Origin of the sequence: Actinocrispum wychmicini, from assembly GCF_004345645.1 — a bacterium.
Classification (GTDB): domain Bacteria; phylum Actinomycetota; class Actinomycetes; order Mycobacteriales; family Pseudonocardiaceae; genus Kibdelosporangium; species Kibdelosporangium wychmicini.
The window spans coordinates 657,881-682,013 of the sequence record NZ_SLWS01000001.1; the positions used below are offsets into that span (position 1 = coordinate 657,881).

The following is a 24,133-nucleotide window of genomic DNA, read 5'->3' on the forward strand; positions in this document are numbered from 1 at the left end:
TGACCTCACCACGCCGTGGTGAGCAGCTCTCGACCGAGGGACGTCGGTCGGTGCAGCATCCGGTTCCCCTCGCGGTGACTGGTGATGAGACCGGCGTTGCGCAGGACGGTGGTGTGCTCGCTGGCGGACGCGGCGGAGATGGTGAGGTGCCGGGACAGGTCTGTGGTGGTGACGGGGTCCAGGTGGGCGCCGATGGCGTTGAGGATCGCCGCGCGTGTGCCGCCGACGAGCGCGGTGAGCGCGGCGCGCGGTGTGTTCTCACGACCGGGAAGTGTGTCCAGATGGTGCTGCGCGGGGTAGATCAGCACGGGCGGCAGGGCCGCGTCGAACAGCGTGATCGGGGCGCCGACGCAGAAGTAGGCGGGGATGAGCAGCAGTCCACGGCCGTCCAGGAACATCTCCTGGTCGCAGTGACCGGGTATCCGTAGCTCACCGTGGGACCAGCTGACCCATGGGTGCAGGCTGGCGAAGAGCCCGTCCACGCCGTTGTCGGCCAGAGCTTCGGCGCGGAGCTGCCGGTCCCGGGCCAGCGCGGAGTGGGCACCGCGGTGATGCGGCCGGACGGTCAGGTCGTAGCAGGCCTGCAGGGTGTCGGTCAGCTCGACCAGAGTGGTCGGGTCACCGGCGGCAAGCGGTCCGGCGGTGGGCGGCAGGTACGCCAGATGCCGTGACCGCGCCAGACATTGGATGTCGTTGCGGAGCATCGGCCGTGGCGTGAAACGGATCGCGTCAAGCCCTTCGGCCAGGCCGTACAGACTGTCGCTGGGGGTGAGGAAGTCCGGGAAGTAGCCGATCCGCGGGACCAGCGCGAGCAGCGGCCGCAGCCGGGCGCCGAAGTCCGCCGACCGCATCGCGTCCTTGGCCTGGTCGCGCCAGGTATGGAACAGCAGGTCGCCGGGTTGGCGGCGGAGCATCTGGATGGCGAGGATCAGTTCCCACAGCGGGTCCGGCCGGGGTGCGACTCGGGTCCGCGCGATGTCCGCACTGGTGAAATACATCCGCAGCACGGCCGCTGATTCTTCACGGACTCGTTGAGGTGTCGGCTAAACATTCACTAACTGGCGCGCCTCACTCCTCGCGGCTGAGCTTGGCCTCCTCCAGGTCCAGCTCCCGCAGCACCCGCCGCAGCACATCGTCGTCGATCTCGCGGGCGTCCCGCGCGGCCACGAAGACCTCCCGTTCGGCGTCCAGCATCACCCGCCGCAGCCGGCGGTGCGCGGCGGCCGGACTTTCCCGCTCCTGCCGGCCAAGTCGTTCCCACGCCGCGTTGCCCCGCATCTCGGCCACTCCGCGCAGGCGTTCGATGATGTGCTCGGGCGCTGTGTTGGCCGCGAGTTCCTCGTCGAGCCGGGTGATCGACGCCTCCGCGGCCCGGTGCTGCACCTGGGCTTCGGCGAGTGCGTCGCTTTGCTGTTCGTCACCGCGCACACCGAGTTTGCGGATGACCCACGGCAAGGACAGCCCTTGGGACAGGAGTGTGCCCACGGTGACGACGAACGTGCAGAAGATCACGACGTCCCGGCCGGGCATCTCGTGCGGAATCGCCGAAGCCGCGGCCAACGAGACCACGCCGCGCATCCCCGCCCAGCCGATCACCACGACCGAACGCCAACCCGGGTCGGGCTCCCGCGACCGGACCCGGGGCACCAGCCGCGGCAGGTACGTGCCGGGGAACACCCAAGCGAACCGCATCAGGATCGTCACCACGAGGACGATCGCCGCGCCCAACACGATCTTCCAGGTGACGTCGCCGGCGATGACGCTCTTCAACTGCAGACCGATCAGCGCGAACACCAGGGACTCGAGCAGCACGTCGACCGAGCGCCACACCGCGGTCTCCTGCAGCCGGGTCATGAAACCGGCCCTGGGCGCGTTGTGTCCCAGGTAGAGGCCGGCGACGACCACCGCGAGCACACCTGAGGCGTGCACGGTCTCCTCCGCCAGCAGGTAGGTGCCGAACGGCACCAGCATCCCCAACGCGCTCTCCAGCACCCCGTCGCCGATGCGCATCCGTATCGCGTGCACGACGACGCCGAGTACGTACCCGATCGCGATACCACCCAGCGCGCTGATGAGGAACGTCACAACGCTGCTGCCGAAGGAGATCGACGCCGTCCCTGTCGCCGCGGCCACCGCGACCTTGTACGCCGTGAGCGCGCTCGCGTCGTTGGCCAGGCTCTCGCCGGCGAGGACCGTCATGGAGCGACGCGGCAGGCCGAGTCTCCGGCCGATGGAGACTGCGGCCACCGCGTCCGGTGGCGCGACGACGGCGCCGAGGACCAACGCGGCGGCCAGGGACAGTTGCGGCATGACCATGTGGGCGACGAGGCCGACGACGACCGTGGTGGCGAGCACGAGACCGACCGAGAGCAAGCCGATGGGCCTGATGTTCGCCTTGATGTTCAGGTAGGAGCTGTCCAGCGCGGCCGAGTACAGCAGCGGCGGCAGGATCAGCACGAGGATCAGCTGGGGGTCGAGCTCGAACGCCGGGATGCCCGGCACGTACGAGATGGCCAGCCCGATCGCGACCAGCAGCAGCGGCGCGGACCAGTTCAACCGGCGGGCCAACGTGGTCACCGCCAGTGAACTGACGAGGAGCAGGAGGACTTCGGCTCCGTGCACGTCTCACCCCCGGAAGTGATTCAGCGGCTGTCAGCGTTGAATCTCACCATGAGTTGTACGCACGTGGCCGAACTGCCCACCGAACCCGCCAGCGACTCCGTGAACGAGTGCGCGGAGTGCCTCGCCGAGGGCTCGCGCGGGTGGGTTCACCTGCGGAAATGCCTGACCTGCGGGCACGTCGCCTGCTGTGACTCCAGCCCCTATCAGCACGCCACCGCCCACCACCGGTCGACCGGCCATCCGGTGATGCGTTCGCACGAACCGGGCGAGGACTGGCGGTGGTGCTTCCTGGACAACCGGATCGTCTGACCTGGGCCCTGGCGGGTGGCCCGCCAGGGCCGCCGGGACGTCAGTGCCGGAAGTTGTTGCGGGCTTCGATGGCGGTGTCCGTGTTGTCGGTGAACAGGCCGTCCAGGCCGGCGTCGAAGAACTTCTTGAACTCACTGAAGATGTCGCCGTACTCGGCCGGGTTGGCCGACGAGCGGAAGTCGGCGGGCAGGAAGTTGTTCTCCGCGCGGAAGGTGTAGGCCATCACCTTCAGGCCCGCCTTGTGCGCGTCGGCCACCAGGCTGGTCGGCTGCTGCAGGAAGCCCTTGGCGTCCCGCGGGATGACCTGGTTCTTGTCCGGACCGACCCACTGCGCGTACTTCGCGACGTCCCGCAGGCCGGCGGGGCTGACGATGTCCGCGTAGGTGCGCTTGTCACCCTTGACCACGAAGTCGTACGGGGCGCCGGTCGCGCTGGTCAGCTGCACGAACTGGACCCGCAGCACCCGGCGCAGCTCGATCAGGTTGCCCACCTCGAAGGACTGGACGATCACCTTCGCGTCCGGCCGGTTGAGGCCGTTGCGGTTGAGCATGGCCACGAACGTCGGCTCGATCGGCAGGCCCTGGCCGCGGAAGTACGTGGAGTGCTTGATCTCCGGCACGATCCCGATCTCGCGGTGCAGCTCCGCCGACAGCCGCCGGGACAGGTCGATGACCTCCTGGAAGGTCGGGACCTCGAACTTGCCGTTGTAGATCGTGTTGCGCTGCCGGATGTCCGGGATGCGCTCCTTGGCGCGCAGGGTCCTGAGCTCGGCGAGGGTGAAGTCCTCGGTGAACCAGCCGGTGGTGGCCACGCCGTCGAGGGTCTTGGTGGTCTTGCGGCCGGTGAACTCCGGGTGGTCGGCGACGTTCGTGGTGCCGCCGATCTCCGGCTCGTGCCGGGCCACCAGCACACCGTCCTTCGTGGTCACCAGATCCGGTTCGATGAAGTCGGCGCCCATCCGCGCGGCGAGCTCGTACGAGGCCAGGGTGTGCTCCGGCCGGTAGCCCGAGGCACCGCGGTGCCCGAAGATCGTCACCTTGGGCTGGTGCCGGCCGTACCCGTCGGCCTGATCCTGGTCGGCGGACGCCCCCGAACCGACCACGGTCACCAGCGCGATACCCGACAACGCCAGCGCGGCGAGTCGTCTCATCTGCCTGCCTCCTTGCTCAGTGAAGTGCACGGACGCTACATCCGGCCCCTGCACGAAAGGCCAAGTCCGGGTGAACGACCGACGCCGTACCCAGGTGCCGCGCGGGCGCCTGGCGTGAACTAGCCTGCCTATTCGTGCGCGTCCTGGTCATCGGGTCTGGTGCCCGAGAGCATGCCCTGGCCCTCGCCCTGTCGCGGGACCCCGAGGTCACCGCGTTGGCCTGTGCCCCGGGCAACGCCGGCATCGCCGCCGTCGCCGAGCAGTACGGGGTGGACGCGGCCGACCCGGCCGCGGTCGCCGGGCTCGCGACCACCTGGCAGGCCGACCTGGTCGTCATCGGCCCCGAGGCCCCACTGGTCGTCGGTGTCGCCGACACCGTGCGCGCCGCCGGTATCCCCTGCTTCGGCCCGTCGGCCGCGGCGGCCCGGATCGAGGGCTCGAAGGCGTTCGCCAAGGAGATCATGGCCGCCGCCGGCGTCCCGACCGCGCACAGCGAGATCGTGGACAACCCCGCGCGCCTGGACGCGGCCCTGGACCGGTTCGGCCCGACCTTCGTGGTCAAGGACGACGGCCTGGCAGCGGGCAAAGGTGTCGTCGTGACCACCGACCGCGCGACCGCCCGGGCCCACGCGATGACCCTCCTCGACGGCGGCCACCCGGTGCTCCTGGAGTCCTTCCTGGACGGACCGGAGGTATCCCTGTTCTGCCTGGTCGACCAGTGCACGGTGGTCCCCCTGCTGCCCGCCCAGGACTTCAAGCGGGTCGGCGACGGCGACAGCGGCCCCAACACCGGCGGCATGGGCGCGTACGCCCCACTGCCGTGGGCCGCGCCGGACCTGGTGTCGTCGGTGGTCGCCACGACCGTCCAGCCGGTGGTCGACGAGATGGCCGCCCGCGGCGTGCCGTTCTCCGGCCTGCTGTACGCGGGCCTCGCCCTCACCTCCACCGGCCCGCAGGTCATCGAGTTCAACTGCCGGTTCGGCGACCCCGAGACCCAGTCCGTGCTCGCCCTGCTGCGCACCCCCCTGGCCGCCCTGCTGCACGCCGTCGCCACAGGCACCCTGGCCACCCAACCCCCCCTCGACTGGGCCCCCGGCTCCGCCGTGACCGTGGTCGTGGCCGCCGAGGGCTACCCAGGCCGCCCCCGCACCGGCGACGTCATCGCCGGCAGCGAAGCCGAAGGCGTCCTGCACGCGGGCACCCGGCGACGCGACGACGGTGCCGTGGTCTCCACCGGCGGCCGCGTCCTCTCCGTCGTCGGAACCGGCGCCGACCTCGAAGAAGCCCGCCAAGACGCCTACCGCCGAGTGGAGAACCTGCACCTGGCCGGCTCCCACCACCGAACGGACATAGCCCGCCGCGCGTCCCGCGGCGAAGTAGGAGCCCCAGCCGGTCGCTAACTCGGTGGAACCACCCAGCCGCCATCTTCGTCAAACTTCACGTAGGCCTGTGTCAACCCTTGGTAGCCTCGCGAAGCGAGACCGGACGACTACGCAAACGTACGGGGGTGCGTGCATGAACGAGACGACCGGCTCAGAGTTCTCATGGGCGAACGTCGGGACCATGCTCGACGCGATACCGACAACCCCGGCCGGCGCCACCCTCACGGTGAACCACGACAACGTGCTGGCCGCGGCGAAGATCATCCAAACCCAGATCGAAGCCCTGAAGGACATTGTCCACGCCAACCGCCAGGATCTCATCGTGGATCCGGCTGCGGAGGACCTGGTCAGCCGTGACGCGGCGCGAGCCTGGAACTACCGTCTCGCAGGCGCGGACGACTCCTATGCCGCGCGTATCAGCGCTTATGTCGACAGCCTCAACAAGCTGGTAGCCCAGCTTCGGGACAGTGCCAAGACCTACGGGTTCAAGGACGAGGACATCGCAGCCACCTTCGGGACGACGGGTGCGTAAAGCGGCAGCCTTGGCCGTGCTGGCGGGACTCCTGCTCGCTGGCTGCACCGAGAAGGACCCCGGCCAAGCAGTTCAGGCCAGCTCCAGCAGTGACGCGCCGGCCGCAAGTGGCGGGGGTCAGCCGCCGCCGTCGATTCCACCGCGTCCGAAAAACCTCCCGTTGAACAGCGTTGACCCCTGCAAGCTCTTCGCCAAGGCACAGTTGGACCAGATCAAGGTCAACAGGCAGCGCAACCTGGTGGAGACCAGCGAGGCCTTCAAAGGCGCGCCGTACTGCGCCATGGATGGTCAGGACGGCAAGGGTTTCTTCAGCTACAACGTCTCGCTGATCACCACCGAGGGCATCGCCCCGTGGCTGTCCGGCAAACGGAACGTCGACGCCAAGCTTGTGAGCGTCGGCGGATTTCCGGCGGCGGACTACAAGTTGTTGGGAACCACGACTTTCAACTGCAACACCTCGGTCGATGTGGCCGACGGGCAGCAGTTGATGGTCGAGTTCCAGCCGGACACACGCAACGCCTACACCCAGGACCAGATGTGTCAGCGCAGTGAGCAGGCCGCTGGGTTTGCCTTGCAGACTCTCCAGACTTTGAAGTGAGGAACCGGGATGTCCGTCGGGTACGAGATCGGTGACTACCGCTTCGATGGCTTCAGCAACGATGAGCTCGCCACCATGGTCGACCAGATCCGGCAGGGGCCGGGGTCGGCGAGCATGAACCGGGCGGTCGACGCGTTGACCACGATCGCCAACGGCCTCAAGCAGACCGATGACACGCTGCGCACCGAGTTGGGCAAGATCGGGGTGGAGTGGACCGGTGACTCCAGTCAGAGCGCCCAGGTGGTGCTGAGCGACTCGGCTCAGTACGGCGGTCAGGCCACCGGCACCATCACCACTTCCGCGGGCGCCGTCAACAGTCAGGGCAGTGACTTCTCGCGGGCTCGGCACACGTCCCCGGAGTCCGGCAAGTTGCGGGGCGCCAAGGACTACAACATGGTCGACACGATGCTGCTGCACACCACGGACCACGCCAAGGAGGTGCAGCAGACCCAGGCCGCGCGGCAGCAGGCGATCGACTCGATGAACGGGTACGCCGACGCGAGCCGCAACAACTTGGGTGCTTACGAGTCGTTGCCGGTGCCGCCCGCGTTGAACCTGCAGTCCAACCCGGTACAGCATTCGACCACTGGGACCGGTGTGCAGGGGTTCTCGCCGGGGGCCACGCCGCTCGTTCCGGGTGCCGGTGGTGGTGGGCCGGAGTTCACGCCTGGCGGGATCCCGGGTGGCGGTCCGCTGGCGGACCCGAGGAATCCGATGCCGCTCAGTCCGGCGCCGGGTGTTCCGGGTGGTGGGCCTGGCGGTGGCCCTGAGGTGCCGGGTGGGCCGGGTCGGATGACGGGTGTCGGGCCGGTGCCTGGGCCGTTGGGGACGCCGCCGATTCCGGCGCCGCCGGGTTTCCGGCCGTCGCTGGCCGGTTTGGACACGGCTGTGGTGGGGATGGCCGGTGGTGGGGGTGCCGGCGCCGCGGTGGGGTCGACCGCGGAGAAGGACCGGGTTGTGCGTGGGCCGCGGGCTGCTGGTGGGGTGGCCGAGGAGGGGCGGCTCGGTGGGTCCCGTGGGTCGGCCGCGGTCGGTGGGACGCCGGGTGAGGAGGCGGCCGCTCGGGCCGCTGAGCGGGTCGGCGCGAAGAGCAAGCCGGGTTCGTCGCTGATGCAGCCTGCCGCGGGGTCCGCGCAGGGCGAAGAGGACGATGAGCACGTGCGCAAGTACGGGATCGAAGCCGAGGACGTGTTCGCCGACGACCGGATGGTCATCCCGTCCGTCCTGGGTGAAGACGACGACGAGTGAGCCTCGTTCTGTCCGCACTGGAGTTCGACGTCGTCTGGGAGAGCGAACGGCTGCCGGCGAGGCACGTCGCGTTGGACGTGCCGAGCCCCGGCAGGACCCACACCGAACGCGCCGGCCTGGTCAAGCAGGCCTGGGCCGAGTTGGAGTCCCGTGGCCTGGCCAAGGGTGGCCGGGCCGTCGCCGAAGTGGCCGACCAGGTCGCGTTGCTGGCGCACCCTGAGGTGAGCGTGGACGTGTGGGTGTGGGCGGACCGTCCGGTCAAGGCGTTCGCCGCCCAGTCCGGCCGGCAGGCGGCCCTCGCCGTGGTCGACGAGGGCAAGGTGTGGCTGATCCCGGCCCGGAGCACGGCACTCGCGGAGTCCGCCGTGTCGGTGGCCGGGGACATGCCCGCCGGTGGCGGCCGTTCGGTGAGCGTGCCCAACGACGTGATCGTCGCGGCGGACAACGAGGCCAAAGCGGACACCAAGCGGTTCATCACTGCACTGGAGGCCAAGGGTGTCACGCTCAGTGACGCTCAGGCGGTCGCCGCGATGCTGGCCGGGATGACCACCCGTGGCCAGTTCGGTGTCGAACGGCGGCACCGGGACCAGCGGGTCGTCCGCGCCGACCGGGTGGTGGCGTTCCACGACACCCCGGACGGCCGGTACCTCGACCTGGTCCGGCCGAGCACGGACGGTCGCCAGTGGTGCACGGTCACCCCCGCCGACAACCAACGCCTTGCCTCTTGCGTGTGGGAATTACTCGAAGAGATCAGCTAGGCCGGCCAACCGTTCTACAGTGACCGGGAACCGAGGCGTGGGTACAGCCGTCACACCGGTGGCGAAGGGTGGGGACGTGGCCAAGTACAACATCGACGCGATCAACAACTGCATGACGTCCGTGCAGAACGTGAAGCCGAAGTACGGGTCGGTCGCCGACTCGTTCCACAACGTGCCCAGCGAGGCGGCGGCCTACGGCACGCTGCCCAGTTCCAGCGCCGTGTCCAGTGCCGTCGACCAGGTCAACAGCCTGATGTCCGGCCAGTTCGACAAGGCCGAGCAGTTGCTGGACGGGGTCGCGCGGGCGTTGGACGCCGTGGTGCAGAGCGTGCAGAACGTCGAGACGAACAACGCCAGCCGCATGGCGGTCTGAGACTGGGGAGATGAACGGACTGTGAGCAGCGCTGCCGACGATGTGTCGGGCTACCCCGGGGGAGCGGCGGTGGTCGCCGCGGCGAAGAAGATCGAGAACGCCAACTCCGGCGCGGTCGCCGCGGCCGCTCAGCGACTGACCAAGGCCGCCAGCGACATCGGCCCGATCGGCACCAACGTCTCGGACGCGGTCAAGGCCCTCGACGACGCCTGGCAGGGCGCGTCCGCCGACCAGTTCGTCGCCTACATGGGCCGGTTCTCTGCCGCGAGCACATCCGCGGGCGAGTCGCTCACGAAGGCCGGCAGTGCCCTCACCAAGGTCGCCGCCGCGATCGAGGACGCGCAGCACTTCGTGAGCACCCGCTGCGAGCAGGTGGTCACCGAGGTCAACCGGTGGCTGCAGCAGAACCCGCAGCACACCGACGCCCAGTACACCGCGGCGGTCACGCCGGTCACGTCCGCCGCGGCCACGGACATCGAGAACAAGCTCAAGGAGACCGAGGAGGTCCTGCGGTCGGCGGCCGCGGACATCCAGGCCGCGGCCCAGCCCGGCGCCCGGTTCACCGACATCCCCGACCCCGGCACCCAGCCGTACGTGCCCGCTCCCGGCACACAGGTCCAGTGGGACCCGACGCCGGCGAAGCAGCCCCAGCAGACCAGCACGCAGTCGGCGGCCGCGCCCACCTCCGCTGGTGACGGCGACGGTGGCGGGAGCGGGAGCGGCGGCGGTCACAAGGGCGCCAGCGGCGGACACAGCGGCGGTGGGGGCGGCGGCGGTGGTGGCGGGATGGGGTCGAGCGGCGGCCCGCCCGCCGGTCCGGTGCCCGGCAACGTGCAGGACTGGATCAAACAGGCCCAGGAGATCCTGCGTGCCAACGGCATCAACGTGAGCGACGCGGACGTGCCGAAGATCTGGGCGATCATCCAGCACGAGTCCGGCGGCAACCCGCACGCGATCAACAACTGGGACTCCAATGCCGCCAAGGGCACCCCGTCCAAGGGCCTGATGCAGTGCATCGACCCGACGTTCAACTCCTACAAGCTGCCCGGCCACGGCGACATCTGGAACCCGGTCGACAACATCTGCGCGGGCGTGAACTACGCGATCTCCCGGTACGGGTCGCTGGACAACGTCCCCGGAATCAAGGCAATGGCAGGTGGCGGGGCATACCGCGGCTACTAACCTGGCTTTATGGACCCGTTGACTGTCGCCGCGCGAGCCGCGGTGCCGCCGTTCTACGTGATGGACGTGCTGGAGGCGGCGAACGCCCGCCAGCGCGCCCGAGGTGACGTGGTGCTGCTCGTGGCCGGCCAGCCGTCCGCGCCGGCCGCGGCGCCGGTCCTGCGGGCCGCCCAGGAGGGTCTGCGGACCAGCAATCTCGGCTACACCGAGCAGTTGGGCATCCCGGAGTTGCGGGCCGCGATCGCCGGGCACTACTCGCGGCGGTACTCGCTGGACGTGGACCCGCACGACGTCGTGGTGACGACCGGGTCCTCAGGCGGGTTCCTGCTGTCGTTCCTGGCCGCGTTCGACCCCGGCGACCGGGTCGCGCTCGCCCGGCCGGGCTACCCGGCGTACCGGAACATCCTGGCCGCGCTCGGCTGCGAGGTGGTCGAGATCCCGTGTGACGACGCCTCACGGTTCCAACCGACCGTCGCCATGCTGGACGAGTTGGGCCCGCTGAAAGGTGTGATCGTGGCGAGCCCGGCCAACCCGACCGGGACTGTGCTGGCCGGCCCGGAGTTGGCGGCGATCGCCGGCTGGTGCGCGGAACGCGGCACCCAGCTGATCAGCGACGAGATCTACCACGGCATCGACTACGGCATGCCGACCGCGTCGGCGTGGCAGTTCAGCCGGGAGGCGGTCGTGGTCAACTCGTTCTCCAAGTACTTCGCGATGACCGGCTGGCGGCTGGGCTGGCTGCTCGTGCCGCACCGGCTGCACCGCGCGGTCGAATGCCTGATCGGCAACTTCAACATCTGCGCGCCGGCGCTCGCCCAGCACGCGGCGGTCGCCGCCTTCACCGACGAGGCGTACGCCGAGCTGGACGGGCACGTGCAGCACTACCGGGCGAACCGGGACGTGCTGCTGCACGGCTTGAAAACCCTCGGCATCGACCGCCTGGCCCCGGCCGACGGCGCCTTCTACGCGTACGCCGACATCTCCCACCTGACCCACGACGCGATGAGCTGGTGCCAACGGCTGCTCGCGGAGACCGGGGTGGCGGTCGTCCCCGGTATCGACTTCGACCCGGAGCACGGCTCGAAGTTCATCCGCGTGTCGTTCTCCGGCGCGAAAGCCGACATCGAGGAAGGGCTTCGCCGGCTCGGCCCGTGGCTCGGCACGGGGTGATCCCGTGGCACCGCTCACGGCACCCTGAGGCGCAGATCCGGGGACTTCCCGATGGGCGGCGGCGCCGATCACTGGTTGACTTGGTGTTACCCGGGAACCGGCGGTGGACGCGGATCGTTCACCTCTTGAGAGTTCCGCTGGGACTCGATACGGAGGGCTTGACCATGCTGGTGCGGATCATCGGCGCGATCGTCGTGATGTGGATCGCCTTCATGCTGATCGGCTGGATCTTCTCGATCTTCAAGGTGCTGCTGATCGTCGCGGCGGTGGGCACGCTGGGTGCCATCGCGTACGGCGCGATCAAGCGCAACCAGATCCGGTCATAGCACGCCCAAGGCGGCCAGGTGCTGACGGGCATCGGCCGCCGTTGTCCACTGCTTCGCCGTCAACCCGGCGGCGACCGCCCCGTCGACGTTGTGCCGGCGGTCGTCATAGAAGACACAGTCAGCTGCTCGCGCGTTGAGGCGTTCGAGCAGTGCCGCCCAGATCTCGGCCTCGGGTTTGACGAAGCCGAGATCGCCGGAGAACAACAGGTGTTCGAAGTACCGCGTCCACGGTTGGCTTTCCGCGGCGCGGCCGAACGACGAGGGGGCGTTGGACAGCAGCGCCAGCCGGGCGCCGGCGGCGTGCAAGTCACCGAGAAGGTCCACTGTGGCCGGATCGGTGACCAGCCAGCCGGCGGTGTCGATCTTGGTGAGCTGGGCCGCGGTCGGCGGGTCGACCTCGGCCCCGCAGTGCGTGCCGACCTGTTGCCAGTACTGCAGTTCGGTCCAGCCACGGTCGTATTCCAGGCGGTGGACCCAGTAGGCGTGTTCGAACGAGACCGGGTCCGCCCCCAGGACCGCGGCGAGTTCCGGCAGCGCCTGGGTGGGCGCGCTGATCACCTCGCCGCAGTCGAACACGATCCAGCGCATGTCACTCCTTGTCCAGACGTGCCAGTACTTCTTTGATGTCGTCGGCGCTGACGTCCCGGTGCGTGACGAACCGCACGTACCCCGACATCGGCCCGGCGAGGACGCCAATTCGTTGCAGCTGAGCCAAAGTCTCCGCGAGGTCCGGCACCTTGGCGATCACGATGTTGGTCTGCGGCGGGGTGACCGCCCAGCCAAGCTCGGCCAGCCCGTCGGCCAGCAGCGTCGCGTTCCGGTGGTCCACCGCCAGCGAGTCGATCTGCTCCAGCGCGACCAGGCCGGCCGCGGCCAGGATGCCGCCCTGCCTCACGCCGCCGCCGAGCATCTTGCGAACGCGCCGGGCTTCCTGCACGAACTCGGTACTTCCCGCGACCATTGAGCCCACGGGCGCGCCGAGCCCCTTGCTCAGGCAGACCTGCACGGTGTCGGCCCCGACGGTCAGCGCCGCGGGCGGCAGGCCGAGCGCGACCGAGGCGTTCCACAGCCGGGCCCCGTCCAGATGCACCCGCAGGCCCGCCTCGCGAGCGGCGGCGACGAGTTCGGCGTGCCGGTCCGGCGGAGTCACCGTGCCGCCGGACGCGTTGTGCGTGTTCTCCAGGGACAGCAACGTGGTCCGCAGCCCGTGGTACGGCTGTGCGCCGCCGACGGCCGCGCGCAGGGACTCGACCGAGAACTGGCCGGGAGCCAGATCCCAGGCCAGCTCCGACGGCGCCCCACCGGCCAGCCACGACGCCGTGCCCAGTTCGTTGACCAGCACGTGCGAGCCGGTCGCGGCGAGGAACCGGTCACCGCGGCTCAGGTGGAGCATCAACGCGATCAGGTTGCCCATCGAGCCGCTCGGCACCCACAGCGCGGCCGGCACCCCCAGCAGTTCGGCGATGGCTTCCTCGAGGTCACGCATGGTCGGGTCGTGGTCGAGCACGTCGTCCCCGACCACCGCGCCGGCCATGGCGGCGCGCATCCGTTCGTCGGGGGTGGTGACGGTGTCCGAGCGCAGATCGATCGTCATCGGCGAGGTCACCCTGGGATCACATCACATCCGGTAGCCCCGGGGCCAAGGCCGATCGGACTGTGGCGTAGAACTCACGCGACGGACATGCAACCGTATGGGGGAGACTGTCCGTCCCCTGTCCGTAGACGACGAGCGGAGAGAGTCCGCGTGGATCAACGCGACGAGCAGGAGTTCGCGGAGTACTTCGAGGCTCGGCTGGATGCCGTGCGTCGAACCGCGTTCCTGCTCTGCGGCGACTGGCACCGCGCGGACGACCTGGCTCAGACCGCGTTCGTCGCGCTGCACAGGCGGTGGCGCAAGGTGCGTGACCGTGCGGCACTGGACGCCTACGTGCGCCGGACCGTGGTGCGCGCGATGATCGACGAGTCGCGCCGGCCGTGGCGCCGGGAGCGGTTCGTCGACCAGGTGCCGGAGTCCGCGCAGCCGGACGCCGACGTCGGGAACTCGGTGGCCACCAGGTCGGCGCTGGTCGCCGGGCTGCGACAGGTGCCGCCGCGCCAGCGTGCGGTGCTTGTGCTGCGGTTCCTGGAAGGGCTGGACGTCACGGCCACGGCCGAGGCGCTCAAGTGCTCGGAGGGGACCGTGAAGAGCCAGACCGCACGCGGGCTGGTGGCACTGCGAGCCGCGTTGGGCGACTCGCTGGACGATCTGCGACCAGCGTCGTGAGGAGGTGGATGTAGGTGGACGAGAGAAAGCTCGCCGAGCTGTTCAACGACGCGGTGCGGGACGCGCCACCCGCCTCCTTCGGCGCCGGTGACGTTCGACAGGCGTCGTACCGCGCGGCCTCGAACCGGCGGACCATGGTGGTCGCCGCTTCGGTGCTGGGAATCGTGCTTCTGGGTGGCGGACTGGTCAGCACTGTCGCCCTATCGAGTGGAAAGTCCACCTCGTCCGCGTCACCTGTGGCCGTTGGCGGCAGCGCGGACGCGGGTAGGAGTGGCACTATGGACAATGAAGGTAAGGGTGCGCCTGCGCCTCAGGTGCAGAACGCCCCCGAAACCGACAACCGGTCGGAGGCGCCTAAGCAGGGAGGTCCTCTGTCCGGTACCGCCGGCAGTTCGGCCGGCGACACCCCTAGAGGGTGTGAAAAGGCGGACCGGGAGCTTGCTGCTGCCCTCGCGAGCGAGCTCCCGGCCGCCGCTAACGCCAAGAAGGGCGCTGAGTTCCCAGTGCCGTTCGGCTGCCCCACGGGTAGTCGCGGCGCCGCGTTCAAGGTGACCGACGGCCCCAGGGCGGGCACCATCTCGGTCGTGCTCGTGCCCAAGGGCGTCTCGCCGGGCATCGCCCCGATGGGGATCGGCGTGCCGGGCACCATGAACTTCAACGCGCCGGCGCAGTCGGGCGGCACCGTGTACATAGTCAGCCAGCCCACGCCGGAGCTGTCTGAGGCGCCGTTCAACGAGACCGGCGCGGAGTTGGCCGCCAGAGTCGGGCAGCACCTCTGACCTACGCTGTTACGACCATGACGACCGGTAGTACCCCCAAGGGCGAGCGACGACGCCAAGCGCTGGTGGAGGCGGCTGCCGCGCTGTTCGCGGAACGGGGCTTCGACGCCATCCGGCACCGGGCGGTCGCTGAACGCGCCGGCCTGCCGCTGGCGTCCACCACGTACTACTTCGACTCGCTGGACGAGCTGGTGACGGCCGCGGTCGCGCACTACGCCCAGTTCGAGCTGGACCGGGGGCGGGCACAGCTGGAGGAGTTGGCGACCCGGCACCGAGGGGTGGACACGCTGGTCGAGCTGGTGTTGGACCAGCTGTTGGGGGCGCTGCCGGAGTCCGGTGACGCGGAGGCGGTGCTGCTGCGGTACGAGCGGCTCGTGGCGACCGGCCGCCGGCCGTACCTGCGGCCGTTGATGCGCACGCTGGCCGTCCAGCTGCATGAGCTGCTCACCGAGATCTTCGCCCGGTCGGGTATGCCGATCACGACCGAACGGCTGGAACAGGTCGTCGCGCTGGTCGACGGGACCGTGGTGAACGCGCTGATCGAGATCCACTCGGACCCGCGCGCCACGGCCCGCCGGATGCTCCGGAAATTCCTCGCCGAGTAAATACTGCAACCTTCTGGTTCCGGCCCGCGTGAGGAAGGACGGAGCACGAAGGGAGCCGCTTTGCGCAAACCCGAGGAGGACCGGTTCCGCGCCTTCGCCGGAGGTCAGGCCGCGGCACTGCGCCGGTGCGCCTACCTGTTCTGCGGTGACTGGCACCTGGCCGAGGACCTGACGCAGACCACGCTGGTCAAGATCTACCGGGCGTGGCCGAAGGTGCAGAAGCAGGACAGCATCCAGAACTACGCGCGGCGGGTGCTGCTGAACACGTGGCTCGACGAGAAGCGGCGGCCGTGGCGGCGCAGTGAGCTGCGGATGGCCGCGCCTCCCGACTTCGAGGACGTCGGCGCGGACCCGTCCGCCGCCGAGGCGAGGTCGTGGGCGAAGGACATGACGCACCGCGCGTTGCTGGAGCTGCCGCAGCGGCAACGGGCCGCGCTCGTGCTGCGGTACTTCGACGACTTGTCGGTGGCGGAGACCGCGGCTGTTCTGGGGTGCTCCGAGGGGACTGTGAAGAGCCAGACCGCGCGTGGCCTGGACACGCTGCGGGTCGTGGTGGACAACCTGACGGCCGGCAGGCCGGCGAGGAGGGCCGTGTCTTGAGCGAGCAGGAACTGCGGGACGGGCTGCGGCTGGCTGTCGCCGACGAGCCTCCGATGACGTTCAACCTGGACGACCTGGTGAGCACAGCCGAGCGGTTGACCCGCCGGCGCCGCGCGCTGGTCGCCGTCGGCGCGGGCACCGCGCTGGTGGCTGCGGCCGCTGTGGCGGTCCCGGTTCTGCTGGGCATCGCGCCTGGGGGGCCGGCCGAACTGCCGATGGCCGCGTCGAGCACCCCGTCGGCGGTGCCGAAGAGTCCGTCCGTGGACTACCTCACCCGCCGCGGCCAGGAAATGCAGGCCTACCTGCAGACCCAGTTCCCACGGGTGGTTCCGGGCGTGACCCAGGTCGTCGCCGAGCCGTTCGGCGGCGAGGCCACCGGGCAGGTCGACGCCGGACAGCAGTACCTGAACACCTTCGTGAAGTTCGTCGTCAGTGACGCCCCGACCGCGGTCAATGTGCAGGTCCAGACGACCTCGGCGGCCGACCAGGACTGTGCCGGCTGCCAGTCCGTCCAGCAGGTCGACGGCAGCAAGGTGCTCCTGCAGGTGGAGGACGAGCAGGACGGCACCAAGATCCTCACCGCGATCCACAAGCGCGTCGACGGCAGCGTCACGAAGGTGGCCACGTACAACTACGACCCGACCGGGACCAGCGCGCCGAAGTTCAAGGACGGCATGCTCACCGTGGACCAGCTGCTCCGGCTGGCCACCGATCCGCAGCTGCACATGTAGCCCCTATGCTGTGTGAACGTGAGTGAGAAGCCGCGCATCCCGAACGTCCTCGCCGGTCGCTACGCCACGGTGGAGCTGGTCCGGCTGTGGTCGCCGGAGCACAAGATCGTGTTGGAACGCGAGCTGTGGCTCGCCGTGCTCAGGGCGCAGGCGGAGCTGGGGGTGGGGTTCGGCGGCGCGGACCCGGCGGCGGTGATCGCCGACTACGAGCGGGTGGTCGACACCGTCGACCTGGCATCGATCGCGGCCCGCGAGCGGGTCACGCGGCACGACGTGAAGGCCCGGATCGAGGAGTTCAACGCCCTCGCCGGGCACGAGCACGTGCACAAGGGCATGACCTCGCGGGACCTGACCGAGAACGTCGAGCAGCTGCAGATCAAGCGGTCGCTGGAGCTGATCGGGTCGCGGACCCTGGCCGTGCTGGCCCGGCTGGCGCGGCTGGCGACCGAGCACTCGGACCTGGTGCTGGTGGGCCGGTCGCACAACGTGGCCGCGCAGGCGACCACGCTGGGCAAACGGTTCGCCACGGCCGCGGACGAGCTGCTGGTCGCGTTCGAACGGCTCGGCTCGTTGATCGCGCGGTACCCGTTGCGCGGCATCAAGGGCCCGGTGGGCACCGCGCAGGACATGCTGGACCTGCTCGACGGCGACGAGTCCACATTGGACAAGTTGGAGCGGCGGGTGGCCGGGCACCTCGGCTTCGACCGGGTGCTGACCAGCGTCGGCCAGGTGTACCCGCGGTCACTCGACTTCGACGTGGTGTCCACCCTGGTGCAGCTGGCCGGCGCGCCGGGCAGCCTGGCCAAGACGATCCGGCTGATGGCCGGCCACGAACTGGCCACCGAGGGCTTCAAACCCGGCCAGGTCGGCTCGTCCGCCATGCCGCACAAGATGAACACCCGGTCCTGCGAACGCGTCAACGGGCTCGCGGTGGTGCTGCGCGGCTACCTGTCGATGGTCGGCGAACTGTCCGGGGACCAGTGGAACGAGGGCGACGTGTCGTGCTCGGTGGTCCGCCGGGTGGCCCTGCCGGACAGTTTCTTCGCGCTGGACGGGCTGTTCCAGACGTTCCTGACGGTGTTGGACGAGTTCGGCGCGTACCCGGCCGTCGTCGCCCGCGAACTGGACCGCTACCTGCCGTTCCTGGCCACCACCAAGGTGTTGATGGCCGCGGTGCGAGCCGGTGTCGGCCGGGAGACCGCGCACGAGGCGATCAAGGAGAACGCGGTCGCGGTCGCGTTGGCCATGCGCGAGCAGGGCGCCGCCGACAACGACCTGCTGGACCGGCTGGCCGCCGACAACCGGCTCCCGCTGGACCGGGCCCAGCTGGACGCGCTGCTGGCGGACCGCTTGTCGTTCACCGGCGTCGCGGACAGCCAGATCGGCGCCGTGGTCAAGCGGGTCATGGAGGTCCTTCAGGACTATCCGGAAGCAGCCGGGTACGCCCCCGCCCCCATCCTGTAGCGCCGGTCACTTTGCCCATTATGTGAAACGATTCGCGTTCGACCTGTGGGATTCATAGCGTCAATACACGTGAAAACCTTGCTGTCGCGCGTGATCGCGCTCACAACCGTTGCCGTCGCGCTCGCCGCTTGCGGCTCGACCAAGGACTCGGGGGCCGGCACCGTGATCCGGGTCGGCACCCTCGGCGACGCCCCGCCCAACGTGTACCAGGAGAACGGGCAGTACACCGGCTTCGACAACGAGCTGCTCAAGGCGGTCGCCGGCAAGGTCGGGCTGACGCCGGAGTTCGTCGGCACCGACTTCTCCGCGCTGCTCGGCCAGGTCGGCAACCGCACGTTCGACGTGGGTTCGTCGGCCATCGCGGCGACCGAGGAGCGCAAGAAGAACGTCGACTTCTCCGACTCGTACGACTTCGAGTACATGAGCATCCTCACCACGGACGGCGCCGGCGTCAGCGACGAGAACTCGTTGAAGGGCAAGCGGGTCGCGGTGATCCAGGCCACGGTCGGCGACAACTACCTGACCAAGCAGCTCCCTGAGGCGCAGGCAGTGCGGTTCCCCACGTACGACGCGGGCATCGCCGCGCTGAAGTCGGGTGGTGTCCAGGCGTTCGTGCTCGACCTGACGATCGCCAAGAAGTACGCGGCCGACAACGGGTTCAAGGTCACCAAGGCGATCACCACCGACGTCCCGCACGGGTTCGCCGTGCGCAAGGGCAACACCGAGCTGCGTGACAAGCTCAACAGCGGCCTCAAGCAGGTCATCGCCGACGGCACCTGGCTCAAGCTGCACGACAAGTTCATCCCGGACACCCCGGTGCCCGCCCAGTTCAAGCCCGGCGCCTGATGCTGGACACGTTCTTCGACTGGCGCTACATCTGGCAGGTCTTCCCGGACCTGCTGGGCACCGGGTTGTGGAACACGCTGATCCTGGCGTTGTCCTCGGCCGTGATCGGCGCGGTGCTCGGTCTCGGGCTGGCCCTGATGGGCCTGTCCGAGACCCGGTGGCTGCGCTGGCCGGCCCGGGTGTACACGGACGTGTTCCGTGGCCTGCCCGCGATCGTCACGATCCTGCTTGTCGGGCAGGGCCTGGCGATCCCGCTGCGGCCGGTGGTCGGCACCGACCCGTACCCGCTGGGCATCCTGGCGCTCAGCCTGGTGGCGGCCGCGTACTCCGGCGAGATCTTCCGGTCCGGCATCCAGAGCGTCCACAAGGGACAGATGGAGGCCAGTGTCGCGCTCGGTATGAGCCGGTCGCTCGCGATGCGTCTTGTCGTTGTGCCGCAAGGAGTTCGCAATGTTCTGCCGGCGTTGGTGAACCAGTTCATCCTGCTGGTGAAGGACTCCAGCCTGGTGTACTTCCTCGGCCTGCTGGCCAGCCAGCGGGACCTGTTCCGGATCGGCCAGGACCTCGCCGCCAACACCGGCAACCTGTCCCCGCTGACCGCGGCGGCCTTCTGCTACCTCGCGATCACGGTGCCGCTCACGCACTTCGTCAACCGGATCGACAAGCGCCTGCGCCAACCGGAAACCAAGGGCGGACCGTTGCTGCGTGCTCTAGGTTTGGCTCATGCGCGGACAAGTGGTTGAACTGGTCAGATACCCCGTCAAGGGGTGTGCGGGCGAGTCGCTGGACCGGGTGAACGTCGGCCCGATGGGGCTGGCCGACGACCGCCTGTTCATGGTGGTGGACGCGAACGGCAAGTTCATCACCCAGCGCACCCGGCCGGCGATGGCGGTCATCCGGCCCAGGCTGGCCGACGGGCGGCTGACGGTGTCCGCGCCCGACATGGCGGACGCGTCGTTCGACGTCCTCAGGGACGGTGAGCACATGGAGGTCCTGCTGCACTCGTGGACCGGCAAGGGGGTCGACCAGGGCGACGAGCCGGCCGCGTGGTTCTCCGACTACATGGGCGAACCGTGCCGGCTGGTCCGGATCCTGCCGGACCACGAACGCCGGTCGAGCGGCCTCACCGAGGGCTACGTCGGCTTCGCGGACGCGCACGCCCTGCACGTGACCAGCCTCGCGTCCCTGGACCACCTCAACTCGCGGATCACGGCGAACGGCGGGGTCGGCGCGCTGCCGATGAACCGGTTCCGGCCGAACGTGGTCGTCTCCGGCTGGCCCGAGCCGCACACCGAGGACCGGGTCCGTGGGATGACCATCGGCGCCATCGAGGTCGGCTACGAGAAGCGTGCCGTCCGCTGCGTCGTGCCCACGGTCGACCAGGCGACCGGCCGGAAAGCCGGCCACGAACCGACCAAGACCCTCGCCACCTATCGGCGGGAACCCGATGGCGGGGTCTCCTTCGGCACCAAGTTCGCCGTGGTCACGCCCGGAACTGTGGGCGTGGGAGACCCCGTCTCGGTGAGCAGCTGGGAAGAGGACTAGCAGGTGCCGTTGATGACTCGCGGCACACAGTCGGCGTAGCTCAGGAACAGGGCGACCGCCTGGTCGTTCCGGCTGGTCTCACGGGTGATGACCTCGTCGGGCGGGTAGAAGCCGCCGTTGCCGGAGCGCGGGTACATCTCGAAGGTGTACGTCCAGATCTTGTACGTGCCCCACAGCCAGTCGTCGATGGTGCCGTCCGTGATGTACAGGTCGGACGCCTGCTCAGGCGTGTAGCCGTTGGTCTGGGCCATCTGGCGGCCGAGGGTGGCGAAGGCGCGTTGTTCCGCCGCGGACAGGCCGGGTGCGGTGTCGGCGGTGGTGTAGCCGAACGGCCAGAGCACCAGTTCGCTGAACGTGTGGAAGTCGATGTTCGCGGTGACCTGCTGGCGTCCGCCGACCACCCGGGAGTTCACGAAGTCCCGGATCCGCTGGGTTTCTGGCGCCGAGAAGGCGGCCGTGCCGCGGTAGGTCTCGCTGCCGGTCGAGCCGCTCGACCCGCCGCAGCAGCCCCACCGGTAACCGAAGTTGCGGTTCAGGTCCGTGCCCGGCCCCTGCCGGTTCTTGCGCCAGCTGCGGTAGTTGCCGGTGGCGATGTCGTACTCCGACCCGTCCGGGTTGACGCTGGTGACGATCCAGATCTCCCGGGTGTTCACCATGTTCGTGACGGCCGCGTCGGTGCCGTACAGGTCGGTGTACCGGTTGGCGATGCGCAGGCACATCTCCGGCGTGAGGTGTTCCCGGGCGTGCTGCTGGCAGGTGAACAGCACTTCGGGCTCGGCCTCGTCGGTGCCGACGTTGTCACTGATCTTCAGCAGCCACAGGTCACGGCCCTGGAAGCTCTTGCCGATCGTGGACAGGGACGCGATCGCCGGGTGGTCGGCCGCGATCTTGCGCAGCTCGGCGGTCTGTTCCGCGTAGTTGTGGTAGTTCGAGTCGGCCGTCGGGAAGTCCATGGTGCTGAACTGGGGTTCCAGCCGGTATCCGGCCGCGCGCAACGCCCTGGCCTGGGCGGGGGTGGCGGCGAAGGTGAGCGTGCCGCTGTCGGCGCCGTAGATGTCGACGTCGAACCGGCTGATCGCGGTCCGGGACTCCGATGTGGTGCCTTGCACGGTGTAGACGGATGTGGCCGGTTGGGCCTGGACGGGCAGGGGAAGCAGGGCGGCGGCGCAGATCGCCACCACCGCGAGCAGGGCGCGGTGACGAGAAGGTCGATGAGAGGACACGGGCGTCCCCTTTCGAGTGGGTGAGCAGGGTGTCTCGGAGCGTGACGCCGGACATGTCACGCGTGCAAGACGAACCCGGACAAATACGCCTATCCGGATCAGGTGGTTCTGCCCTTTGGCGGCGAACCGTTCGGTGGGTCGGGCACTATGGAATGTGTGATCACGGTCGACGGGGTTCGCAAGCGGTACTGGCGTCGTGGCCCGTGGGTGCTCGACGGCGTCGACCTCGCCATCGAACCTGGCGTGGTCACGGTGATCGTCGCCGGCAACGGCATCGGGAAGTCCACGTTGCTGCGGATCGTGGCGGGCGCGGCACTGCCCACGAGTGGTCGGGTCATCGGGCGGCCGGACATCGTCGGCTACGTCCCCGAACGCGCGCCGGCCGCGATCAGAATGACCGCACGGCAGTACCTCACGCACATCGGGCGGATCCGCGGAATGGCCCCGCGTGACATCCGGAACCGCACGGACGAGCTGGCCGAACGGCTCAAGCTCGTGCCCGGCCCGGACGTGCCGATCTCGTCGCTGTCCAAGGGCAACGGCCAGAAAGTCGCTGTGATGCAGGCTTTTCTGGTCGAGCCGCGGTTGCTGGTGGTGGACGAGCCGGCCACCGGCCTGGACGCGCCCGCGACCGCGGAGCTGACCCGGCTGATCGCCGAGGCCGAACACCATGGTGCCGCGATCCTGATGAGCGCGCACCAGAGCGCGGTCCCCGCCGGCGGCAGGCTGCACCGGCTGGCCGACGGCAAGATCGTCGGCGAGACCGGCCGGGGCATGCGGGTCGTGTTGCGCGCCACCAGATCTGGAATGTCCACTAAGGATTTCGCCGGCCGGGCGGACGTGCTCGTGGATGAGCCCGGCCAGGTCATGCTGCACACCGACGATCCGGACAAGCTGCTGCTGTGGGCGTTGGCGGAGGGTTGGTCGCTGGTGGAGGCGAAACCGTGATCGCCCTTGTCCGGTACCTGGTGTCCGATGTGGTCAAGGCACAGCGGTGGATCGCGCCGATGCTGGCGTTCCTGGCCGTGTCGATGATCGCCACCCCGACCGTGGGTCCGGTGCTGCCGACGTACGCCATCTCCGCGGCGACCCTGCTCCCCATCTCGATGTGGTTCACGATCGTGGTGTTCCACAACGAGGAACCCGCGCAGGGCGCGATCACCATGGCCGTCGCGGGCGGATTCAGCCGCGTGTGGCCGGCCAAGCTCGTCGCCGCGTTCGTCGGCGCTCTGGCGTTCGTCGTCCTCGCGTTCCTTTACATCACTGTGAGCACCTTCTCGCAGACCACGCCGACCCGGCTCGGCATCGGGATCCTGGACTACGTCATGTGCGCGGTCACCGGGGTGGCGTTCGGCGCGCTGATCAGCCGCCCGGTGATGCCGAAGGTCGCGTGGACCGTGCTCACTGGTGTCGCGATCTGCCTGGCCCAGCTGCTGATCCGGCACGCGCCGCCGGTGAACGCGATGATCCAGCTCTACGCCGGCGACTCGCCCGCGGAGTCCGTGGGGCAGTTGCTGCTCATCGCCGCGGAAAGCCTCGTCCTCGCCGCCGTTGCCATCGGCGTCGGGAACGTGTTGGCGCGCGCCCGAAGCTAACGCTCGATCTCCGCGATCGCGGTGCGCTGGTTGACCATCAGCAGCGACGACGCGAAACCCTGGTTCACCGCGACCGCCACATGTCCGGCCGAGTCCACGTACACCAGTGCCTCACCGGGTTCCACGTCGTCGAACGTCCGGCCGACGGTCGCGTCGACGGTGTGCATGCCCACCTTGACCCGGACCGACGCGCCGGGCAGCAGCAGGCCCGTGGCGATGATGTCCCGGACCGTGGCGGCCAGCTGCACGTTGCCGAAGTGGTCGACCGCGAGCACCTCGGACGTCAGCTTCTGGTTGGCGATGACGACCTGCGGGTCCGGCAGGTGCACCAGCGCGACCGGGTCCAGCTCCGGCCCGAACGCCGACGGCTCCACGCCGAGCGTGAGGTGCGCGGCGGCGGGCGCGAAGATGTCCCGGCCGTGGAACGTGTGCGACACGGTCGTCAGCCGGTACTCCTCCGCGACCAGCTCGAACGCTGCCTCCACGCCGCCCAGCGCGTCCGCGGCCGGCAGCAGCAGGCCGTTGTCCGGGCCGACGAGGACACCTTCCTTGGCGACCACCACGATGCCTCGCCGGGCCGTGCCGACACCCGGATCCACGACCGCCAGGTGCACGCAGGGCGGCATGTACGGCACGTTCTGCGCGAGGACAGCCGCCCCGCGCCGGACGTCCTGCGGCGGGACGGCATGGGATATGTCGATGACCTGGGCTTGTGGGGCGGTCCGCGCGATCACCCCACGGCACGCCGCCACAAAGCCGTCGGCCAACCCATAGTCGGTGGTCAACGTTATCCAGTCATACGCCATGCGCCTTCATACCGTGTCGCTCTGCG

At 69.3% G+C, this 24,133-nt stretch carries 28 protein-coding genes; 21 read left to right on the forward strand and 7 right to left on the reverse strand.

Features of this window, described 5'->3' with window-relative positions:
• Positions 1–5: 5 nt before the first annotated feature.
• Positions 6–1,007 (reverse strand): ArsR/SmtB family transcription factor, encoded by a 1,002-nt coding sequence (locus tag EV192_RS03245; protein ID WP_132110892.1) that lies wholly within the window; start codon positions 1,005–1,007, stop codon positions 6–8.
• A gap of 61 nt (positions 1,008–1,068) precedes the next feature.
• A complete protein-coding gene (locus EV192_RS03250; RefSeq protein WP_132110894.1) occupies positions 1,069–2,622 on the reverse strand; it encodes a Na+/H+ antiporter in 1,554 nt (517 codons plus the stop codon).
• A 48-nt stretch (positions 2,623–2,670) separates the two neighbouring features.
• Between EV192_RS03250 and EV192_RS03255 the strand changes: the two genes are divergently transcribed.
• Positions 2,671–2,931: a UBP-type zinc finger domain-containing protein gene (locus EV192_RS03255; protein ID WP_132110896.1), complete on the forward strand. Its 261-nt coding sequence runs from the start codon at positions 2,671–2,673 to the stop codon at positions 2,929–2,931.
• Between the two features lie 40 nt (positions 2,932–2,971).
• Here the strand turns inward: EV192_RS03255 and EV192_RS03260 are convergent, their stop codons facing one another.
• Positions 2,972–4,081 (reverse strand): glycerophosphodiester phosphodiesterase, encoded by a 1,110-nt coding sequence (locus tag EV192_RS03260; protein ID WP_132110898.1) that lies wholly within the window; start codon positions 4,079–4,081, stop codon positions 2,972–2,974.
• Between the two features lie 134 nt (positions 4,082–4,215).
• On the opposite strand from EV192_RS03260, the gene purD reads away from it, so the two are divergent.
• The 9 genes from purD (at position 4,216) to EV192_RS03305 (ending at position 11,650) form a co-directional block, all read left to right on the forward strand.
• A complete protein-coding gene (gene purD / locus EV192_RS03265; protein WP_132110900.1) occupies positions 4,216–5,481 on the forward strand; it encodes a phosphoribosylamine--glycine ligase in 1,266 nt (421 codons plus the stop codon).
• Between the two features lie 115 nt (positions 5,482–5,596).
• Positions 5,597–5,995 (forward strand): hypothetical protein, encoded by a 399-nt coding sequence (locus EV192_RS03270; RefSeq protein ID WP_132110902.1) that lies wholly within the window; start codon positions 5,597–5,599, stop codon positions 5,993–5,995.
• A gap of 16 nt (positions 5,996–6,011) precedes the next feature.
• Complete coding sequence (locus EV192_RS03275; RefSeq protein WP_243726703.1) at positions 6,012–6,593, forward strand: DUF3558 domain-containing protein; 582 nt, start codon at positions 6,012–6,014, stop codon at positions 6,591–6,593.
• Between the two features lie 9 nt (positions 6,594–6,602).
• The gene (locus tag EV192_RS03280; RefSeq protein WP_132110906.1) at positions 6,603–7,841 is read left to right on the forward strand and encodes a PPE domain-containing protein; all 1,239 of its coding nucleotides are present in this window, start codon (positions 6,603–6,605) and stop codon (positions 7,839–7,841) included.
• Positions 7,838–8,599 (forward strand): ESX secretion-associated protein EspG, encoded by a 762-nt coding sequence (locus EV192_RS03285; RefSeq protein ID WP_132110908.1) that lies wholly within the window; start codon positions 7,838–7,840, stop codon positions 8,597–8,599. The genes EV192_RS03280 and EV192_RS03285 overlap by 4 nt, the downstream gene beginning before the upstream one ends.
• A 37-nt stretch (positions 8,600–8,636) precedes the next feature.
• Positions 8,637–8,972: a hypothetical protein gene (locus EV192_RS03290; protein WP_132110910.1), complete on the forward strand. Its 336-nt coding sequence runs from the start codon at positions 8,637–8,639 to the stop codon at positions 8,970–8,972.
• A 21-nt stretch (positions 8,973–8,993) separates the two neighbouring features.
• The gene (locus tag EV192_RS03295) at positions 8,994–10,154 is read left to right on the forward strand and encodes a transglycosylase SLT domain-containing protein (protein ID WP_132110912.1); all 1,161 of its coding nucleotides are present in this window, start codon (positions 8,994–8,996) and stop codon (positions 10,152–10,154) included.
• Positions 10,155–10,163: 9 nt separating this feature from the next.
• Positions 10,164–11,324, forward strand: a complete 1,161-nt coding sequence (locus tag EV192_RS03300) for a pyridoxal phosphate-dependent aminotransferase (protein ID WP_132110914.1) — start codon at positions 10,164–10,166, stop codon at positions 11,322–11,324.
• Positions 11,325–11,449: 125 nt separating this feature from the next.
• Complete coding sequence (locus tag EV192_RS03305) at positions 11,450–11,650, forward strand: hypothetical protein (RefSeq protein WP_132110916.1); 201 nt, start codon at positions 11,450–11,452, stop codon at positions 11,648–11,650.
• On the opposite strand, the gene EV192_RS03310 is transcribed toward EV192_RS03305, so the two are convergent.
• Positions 11,645–12,238 (reverse strand): HAD family hydrolase, encoded by a 594-nt coding sequence (locus EV192_RS03310; protein WP_132110918.1) that lies wholly within the window; start codon positions 12,236–12,238, stop codon positions 11,645–11,647. The two genes, EV192_RS03305 and EV192_RS03310, sit on opposite strands and share 6 nt — an antisense overlap.
• A 1-nt stretch (position 12,239) precedes the next feature.
• Positions 12,240–13,244 carry a threonine aldolase family protein gene (locus EV192_RS03315; RefSeq protein WP_132110920.1) on the reverse strand — a complete coding sequence of 335 codons (1,005 nt, stop codon included), beginning with the start codon at positions 13,242–13,244 and terminating at the stop codon, positions 12,240–12,242.
• A 150-nt stretch (positions 13,245–13,394) separates the two neighbouring features.
• Here EV192_RS03315 and EV192_RS03320 point away from each other — a divergent pair, with 150 nt between their 5' ends.
• The 9 genes from EV192_RS03320 (at position 13,395) to EV192_RS03360 (ending at position 20,483) form a co-directional block, all read left to right on the forward strand.
• The gene (locus EV192_RS03320) at positions 13,395–13,913 is read left to right on the forward strand and encodes a SigE family RNA polymerase sigma factor (RefSeq protein ID WP_132110922.1); all 519 of its coding nucleotides are present in this window, start codon (positions 13,395–13,397) and stop codon (positions 13,911–13,913) included.
• 14 nt (positions 13,914–13,927) lie between these two features.
• Complete coding sequence (locus tag EV192_RS03325; RefSeq protein WP_132110924.1) at positions 13,928–14,692, forward strand: hypothetical protein; 765 nt, start codon at positions 13,928–13,930, stop codon at positions 14,690–14,692.
• 17 nt (positions 14,693–14,709) lie between these two features.
• Positions 14,710–15,297, forward strand: a complete 588-nt coding sequence (locus EV192_RS03330; RefSeq protein WP_132110926.1) for a TetR/AcrR family transcriptional regulator — start codon at positions 14,710–14,712, stop codon at positions 15,295–15,297.
• 60 nt (positions 15,298–15,357) lie between these two features.
• Complete coding sequence (locus EV192_RS03335) at positions 15,358–15,897, forward strand: RNA polymerase sigma factor (RefSeq protein ID WP_132110928.1); 540 nt, start codon at positions 15,358–15,360, stop codon at positions 15,895–15,897.
• Positions 15,894–16,628 (forward strand): hypothetical protein, encoded by a 735-nt coding sequence (locus tag EV192_RS03340; protein WP_132110930.1) that lies wholly within the window; start codon positions 15,894–15,896, stop codon positions 16,626–16,628. The genes EV192_RS03335 and EV192_RS03340 overlap by 4 nt, the downstream gene beginning before the upstream one ends.
• Positions 16,629–16,646: 18 nt before the next feature.
• Positions 16,647–18,092 carry an adenylosuccinate lyase gene (purB, locus tag EV192_RS03345; protein WP_132110932.1) on the forward strand — a complete coding sequence of 482 codons (1,446 nt, stop codon included), beginning with the start codon at positions 16,647–16,649 and terminating at the stop codon, positions 18,090–18,092.
• A gap of 69 nt (positions 18,093–18,161) precedes the next feature.
• Positions 18,162–18,938 (forward strand): ABC transporter substrate-binding protein, encoded by a 777-nt coding sequence (locus EV192_RS03350; RefSeq protein ID WP_132110934.1) that lies wholly within the window; start codon positions 18,162–18,164, stop codon positions 18,936–18,938.
• On the forward strand, positions 18,938–19,681 hold the full coding sequence (locus EV192_RS03355; RefSeq protein ID WP_132110936.1) for an amino acid ABC transporter permease: 744 nt from the start codon (positions 18,938–18,940) through the stop codon (positions 19,679–19,681). Before EV192_RS03350 ends, EV192_RS03355 begins: the two co-directional genes overlap by 1 nt.
• On the forward strand, positions 19,662–20,483 hold the full coding sequence (locus EV192_RS03360; protein ID WP_207925867.1) for an MOSC domain-containing protein: 822 nt from the start codon (positions 19,662–19,664) through the stop codon (positions 20,481–20,483). Before EV192_RS03355 ends, EV192_RS03360 begins: the two co-directional genes overlap by 20 nt.
• Here EV192_RS03360 and EV192_RS03365 read toward each other — a convergent pair.
• On the reverse strand, positions 20,480–21,661 hold the full coding sequence (locus EV192_RS03365) for a M14 family metallopeptidase (RefSeq protein ID WP_165960269.1): 1,182 nt from the start codon (positions 21,659–21,661) through the stop codon (positions 20,480–20,482). The two genes, EV192_RS03360 and EV192_RS03365, sit on opposite strands and share 4 nt — an antisense overlap.
• 201 nt (positions 21,662–21,862) lie before the next feature.
• Here EV192_RS03365 and EV192_RS03370 point away from each other — a divergent pair, with 201 nt between their 5' ends.
• Positions 21,863–22,654 (forward strand): ATP-binding cassette domain-containing protein, encoded by a 792-nt coding sequence (locus EV192_RS03370; protein ID WP_165960188.1) that lies wholly within the window; start codon positions 21,863–21,865, stop codon positions 22,652–22,654.
• Positions 22,651–23,301 carry a hypothetical protein gene (locus tag EV192_RS03375; RefSeq protein ID WP_132110949.1) on the forward strand — a complete coding sequence of 217 codons (651 nt, stop codon included), beginning with the start codon at positions 22,651–22,653 and terminating at the stop codon, positions 23,299–23,301. The genes EV192_RS03370 and EV192_RS03375 overlap by 4 nt, the downstream gene beginning before the upstream one ends.
• Here EV192_RS03375 and EV192_RS03380 read toward each other — a convergent pair.
• Positions 23,298–24,086: an SAM hydrolase/SAM-dependent halogenase family protein gene (locus EV192_RS03380; RefSeq protein WP_279492715.1), complete on the reverse strand. Its 789-nt coding sequence runs from the start codon at positions 24,084–24,086 to the stop codon at positions 23,298–23,300. The genes EV192_RS03375 and EV192_RS03380 overlap by 4 nt on opposite strands.
• Positions 24,087–24,133: the final 47 nt, after the last annotated feature.

Excerpts from the sequence above, each read along its gene's own strand:
- EV192_RS03360 (WP_207925867.1), top strand. The coding sequence starts at position 19,662 with ATGCGCGGACAAGTGGTTGAACTGGTCAGATACCCCGTCAAGGGGTGT.
- EV192_RS03300 (WP_132110914.1), top strand. The coding sequence starts at position 10,164 with ATGGACCCGTTGACTGTCGCCGCGCGAGCCGCGGTGCCGCCGTTCTAC.
- EV192_RS03355 (WP_132110936.1), top strand. The coding sequence starts at position 18,938 with ATGCTGGACACGTTCTTCGACTGGCGCTACATCTGGCAGGTCTTCCCG.
- EV192_RS03260 (WP_132110898.1), bottom strand. The coding sequence starts at position 4,081 with ATGAGACGACTCGCCGCGCTGGCGTTGTCGGGTATCGCGCTGGTGACC.
- EV192_RS03255 (WP_132110896.1), top strand. The coding sequence starts at position 2,671 with ATGAGTTGTACGCACGTGGCCGAACTGCCCACCGAACCCGCCAGCGAC.
- EV192_RS03315 (WP_132110920.1), bottom strand. The coding sequence starts at position 13,244 with ATGACGATCGATCTGCGCTCGGACACCGTCACCACCCCCGACGAACGG.
- EV192_RS03330 (WP_132110926.1), top strand. The coding sequence starts at position 14,710 with ATGACGACCGGTAGTACCCCCAAGGGCGAGCGACGACGCCAAGCGCTG.
- EV192_RS03310 (WP_132110918.1), bottom strand. The coding sequence starts at position 12,238 with ATGCGCTGGATCGTGTTCGACTGCGGCGAGGTGATCAGCGCGCCCACC.
- EV192_RS03270 (WP_132110902.1), top strand. The coding sequence starts at position 5,597 with ATGAACGAGACGACCGGCTCAGAGTTCTCATGGGCGAACGTCGGGACC.
- EV192_RS03280 (WP_132110906.1), top strand. The coding sequence starts at position 6,603 with ATGTCCGTCGGGTACGAGATCGGTGACTACCGCTTCGATGGCTTCAGC.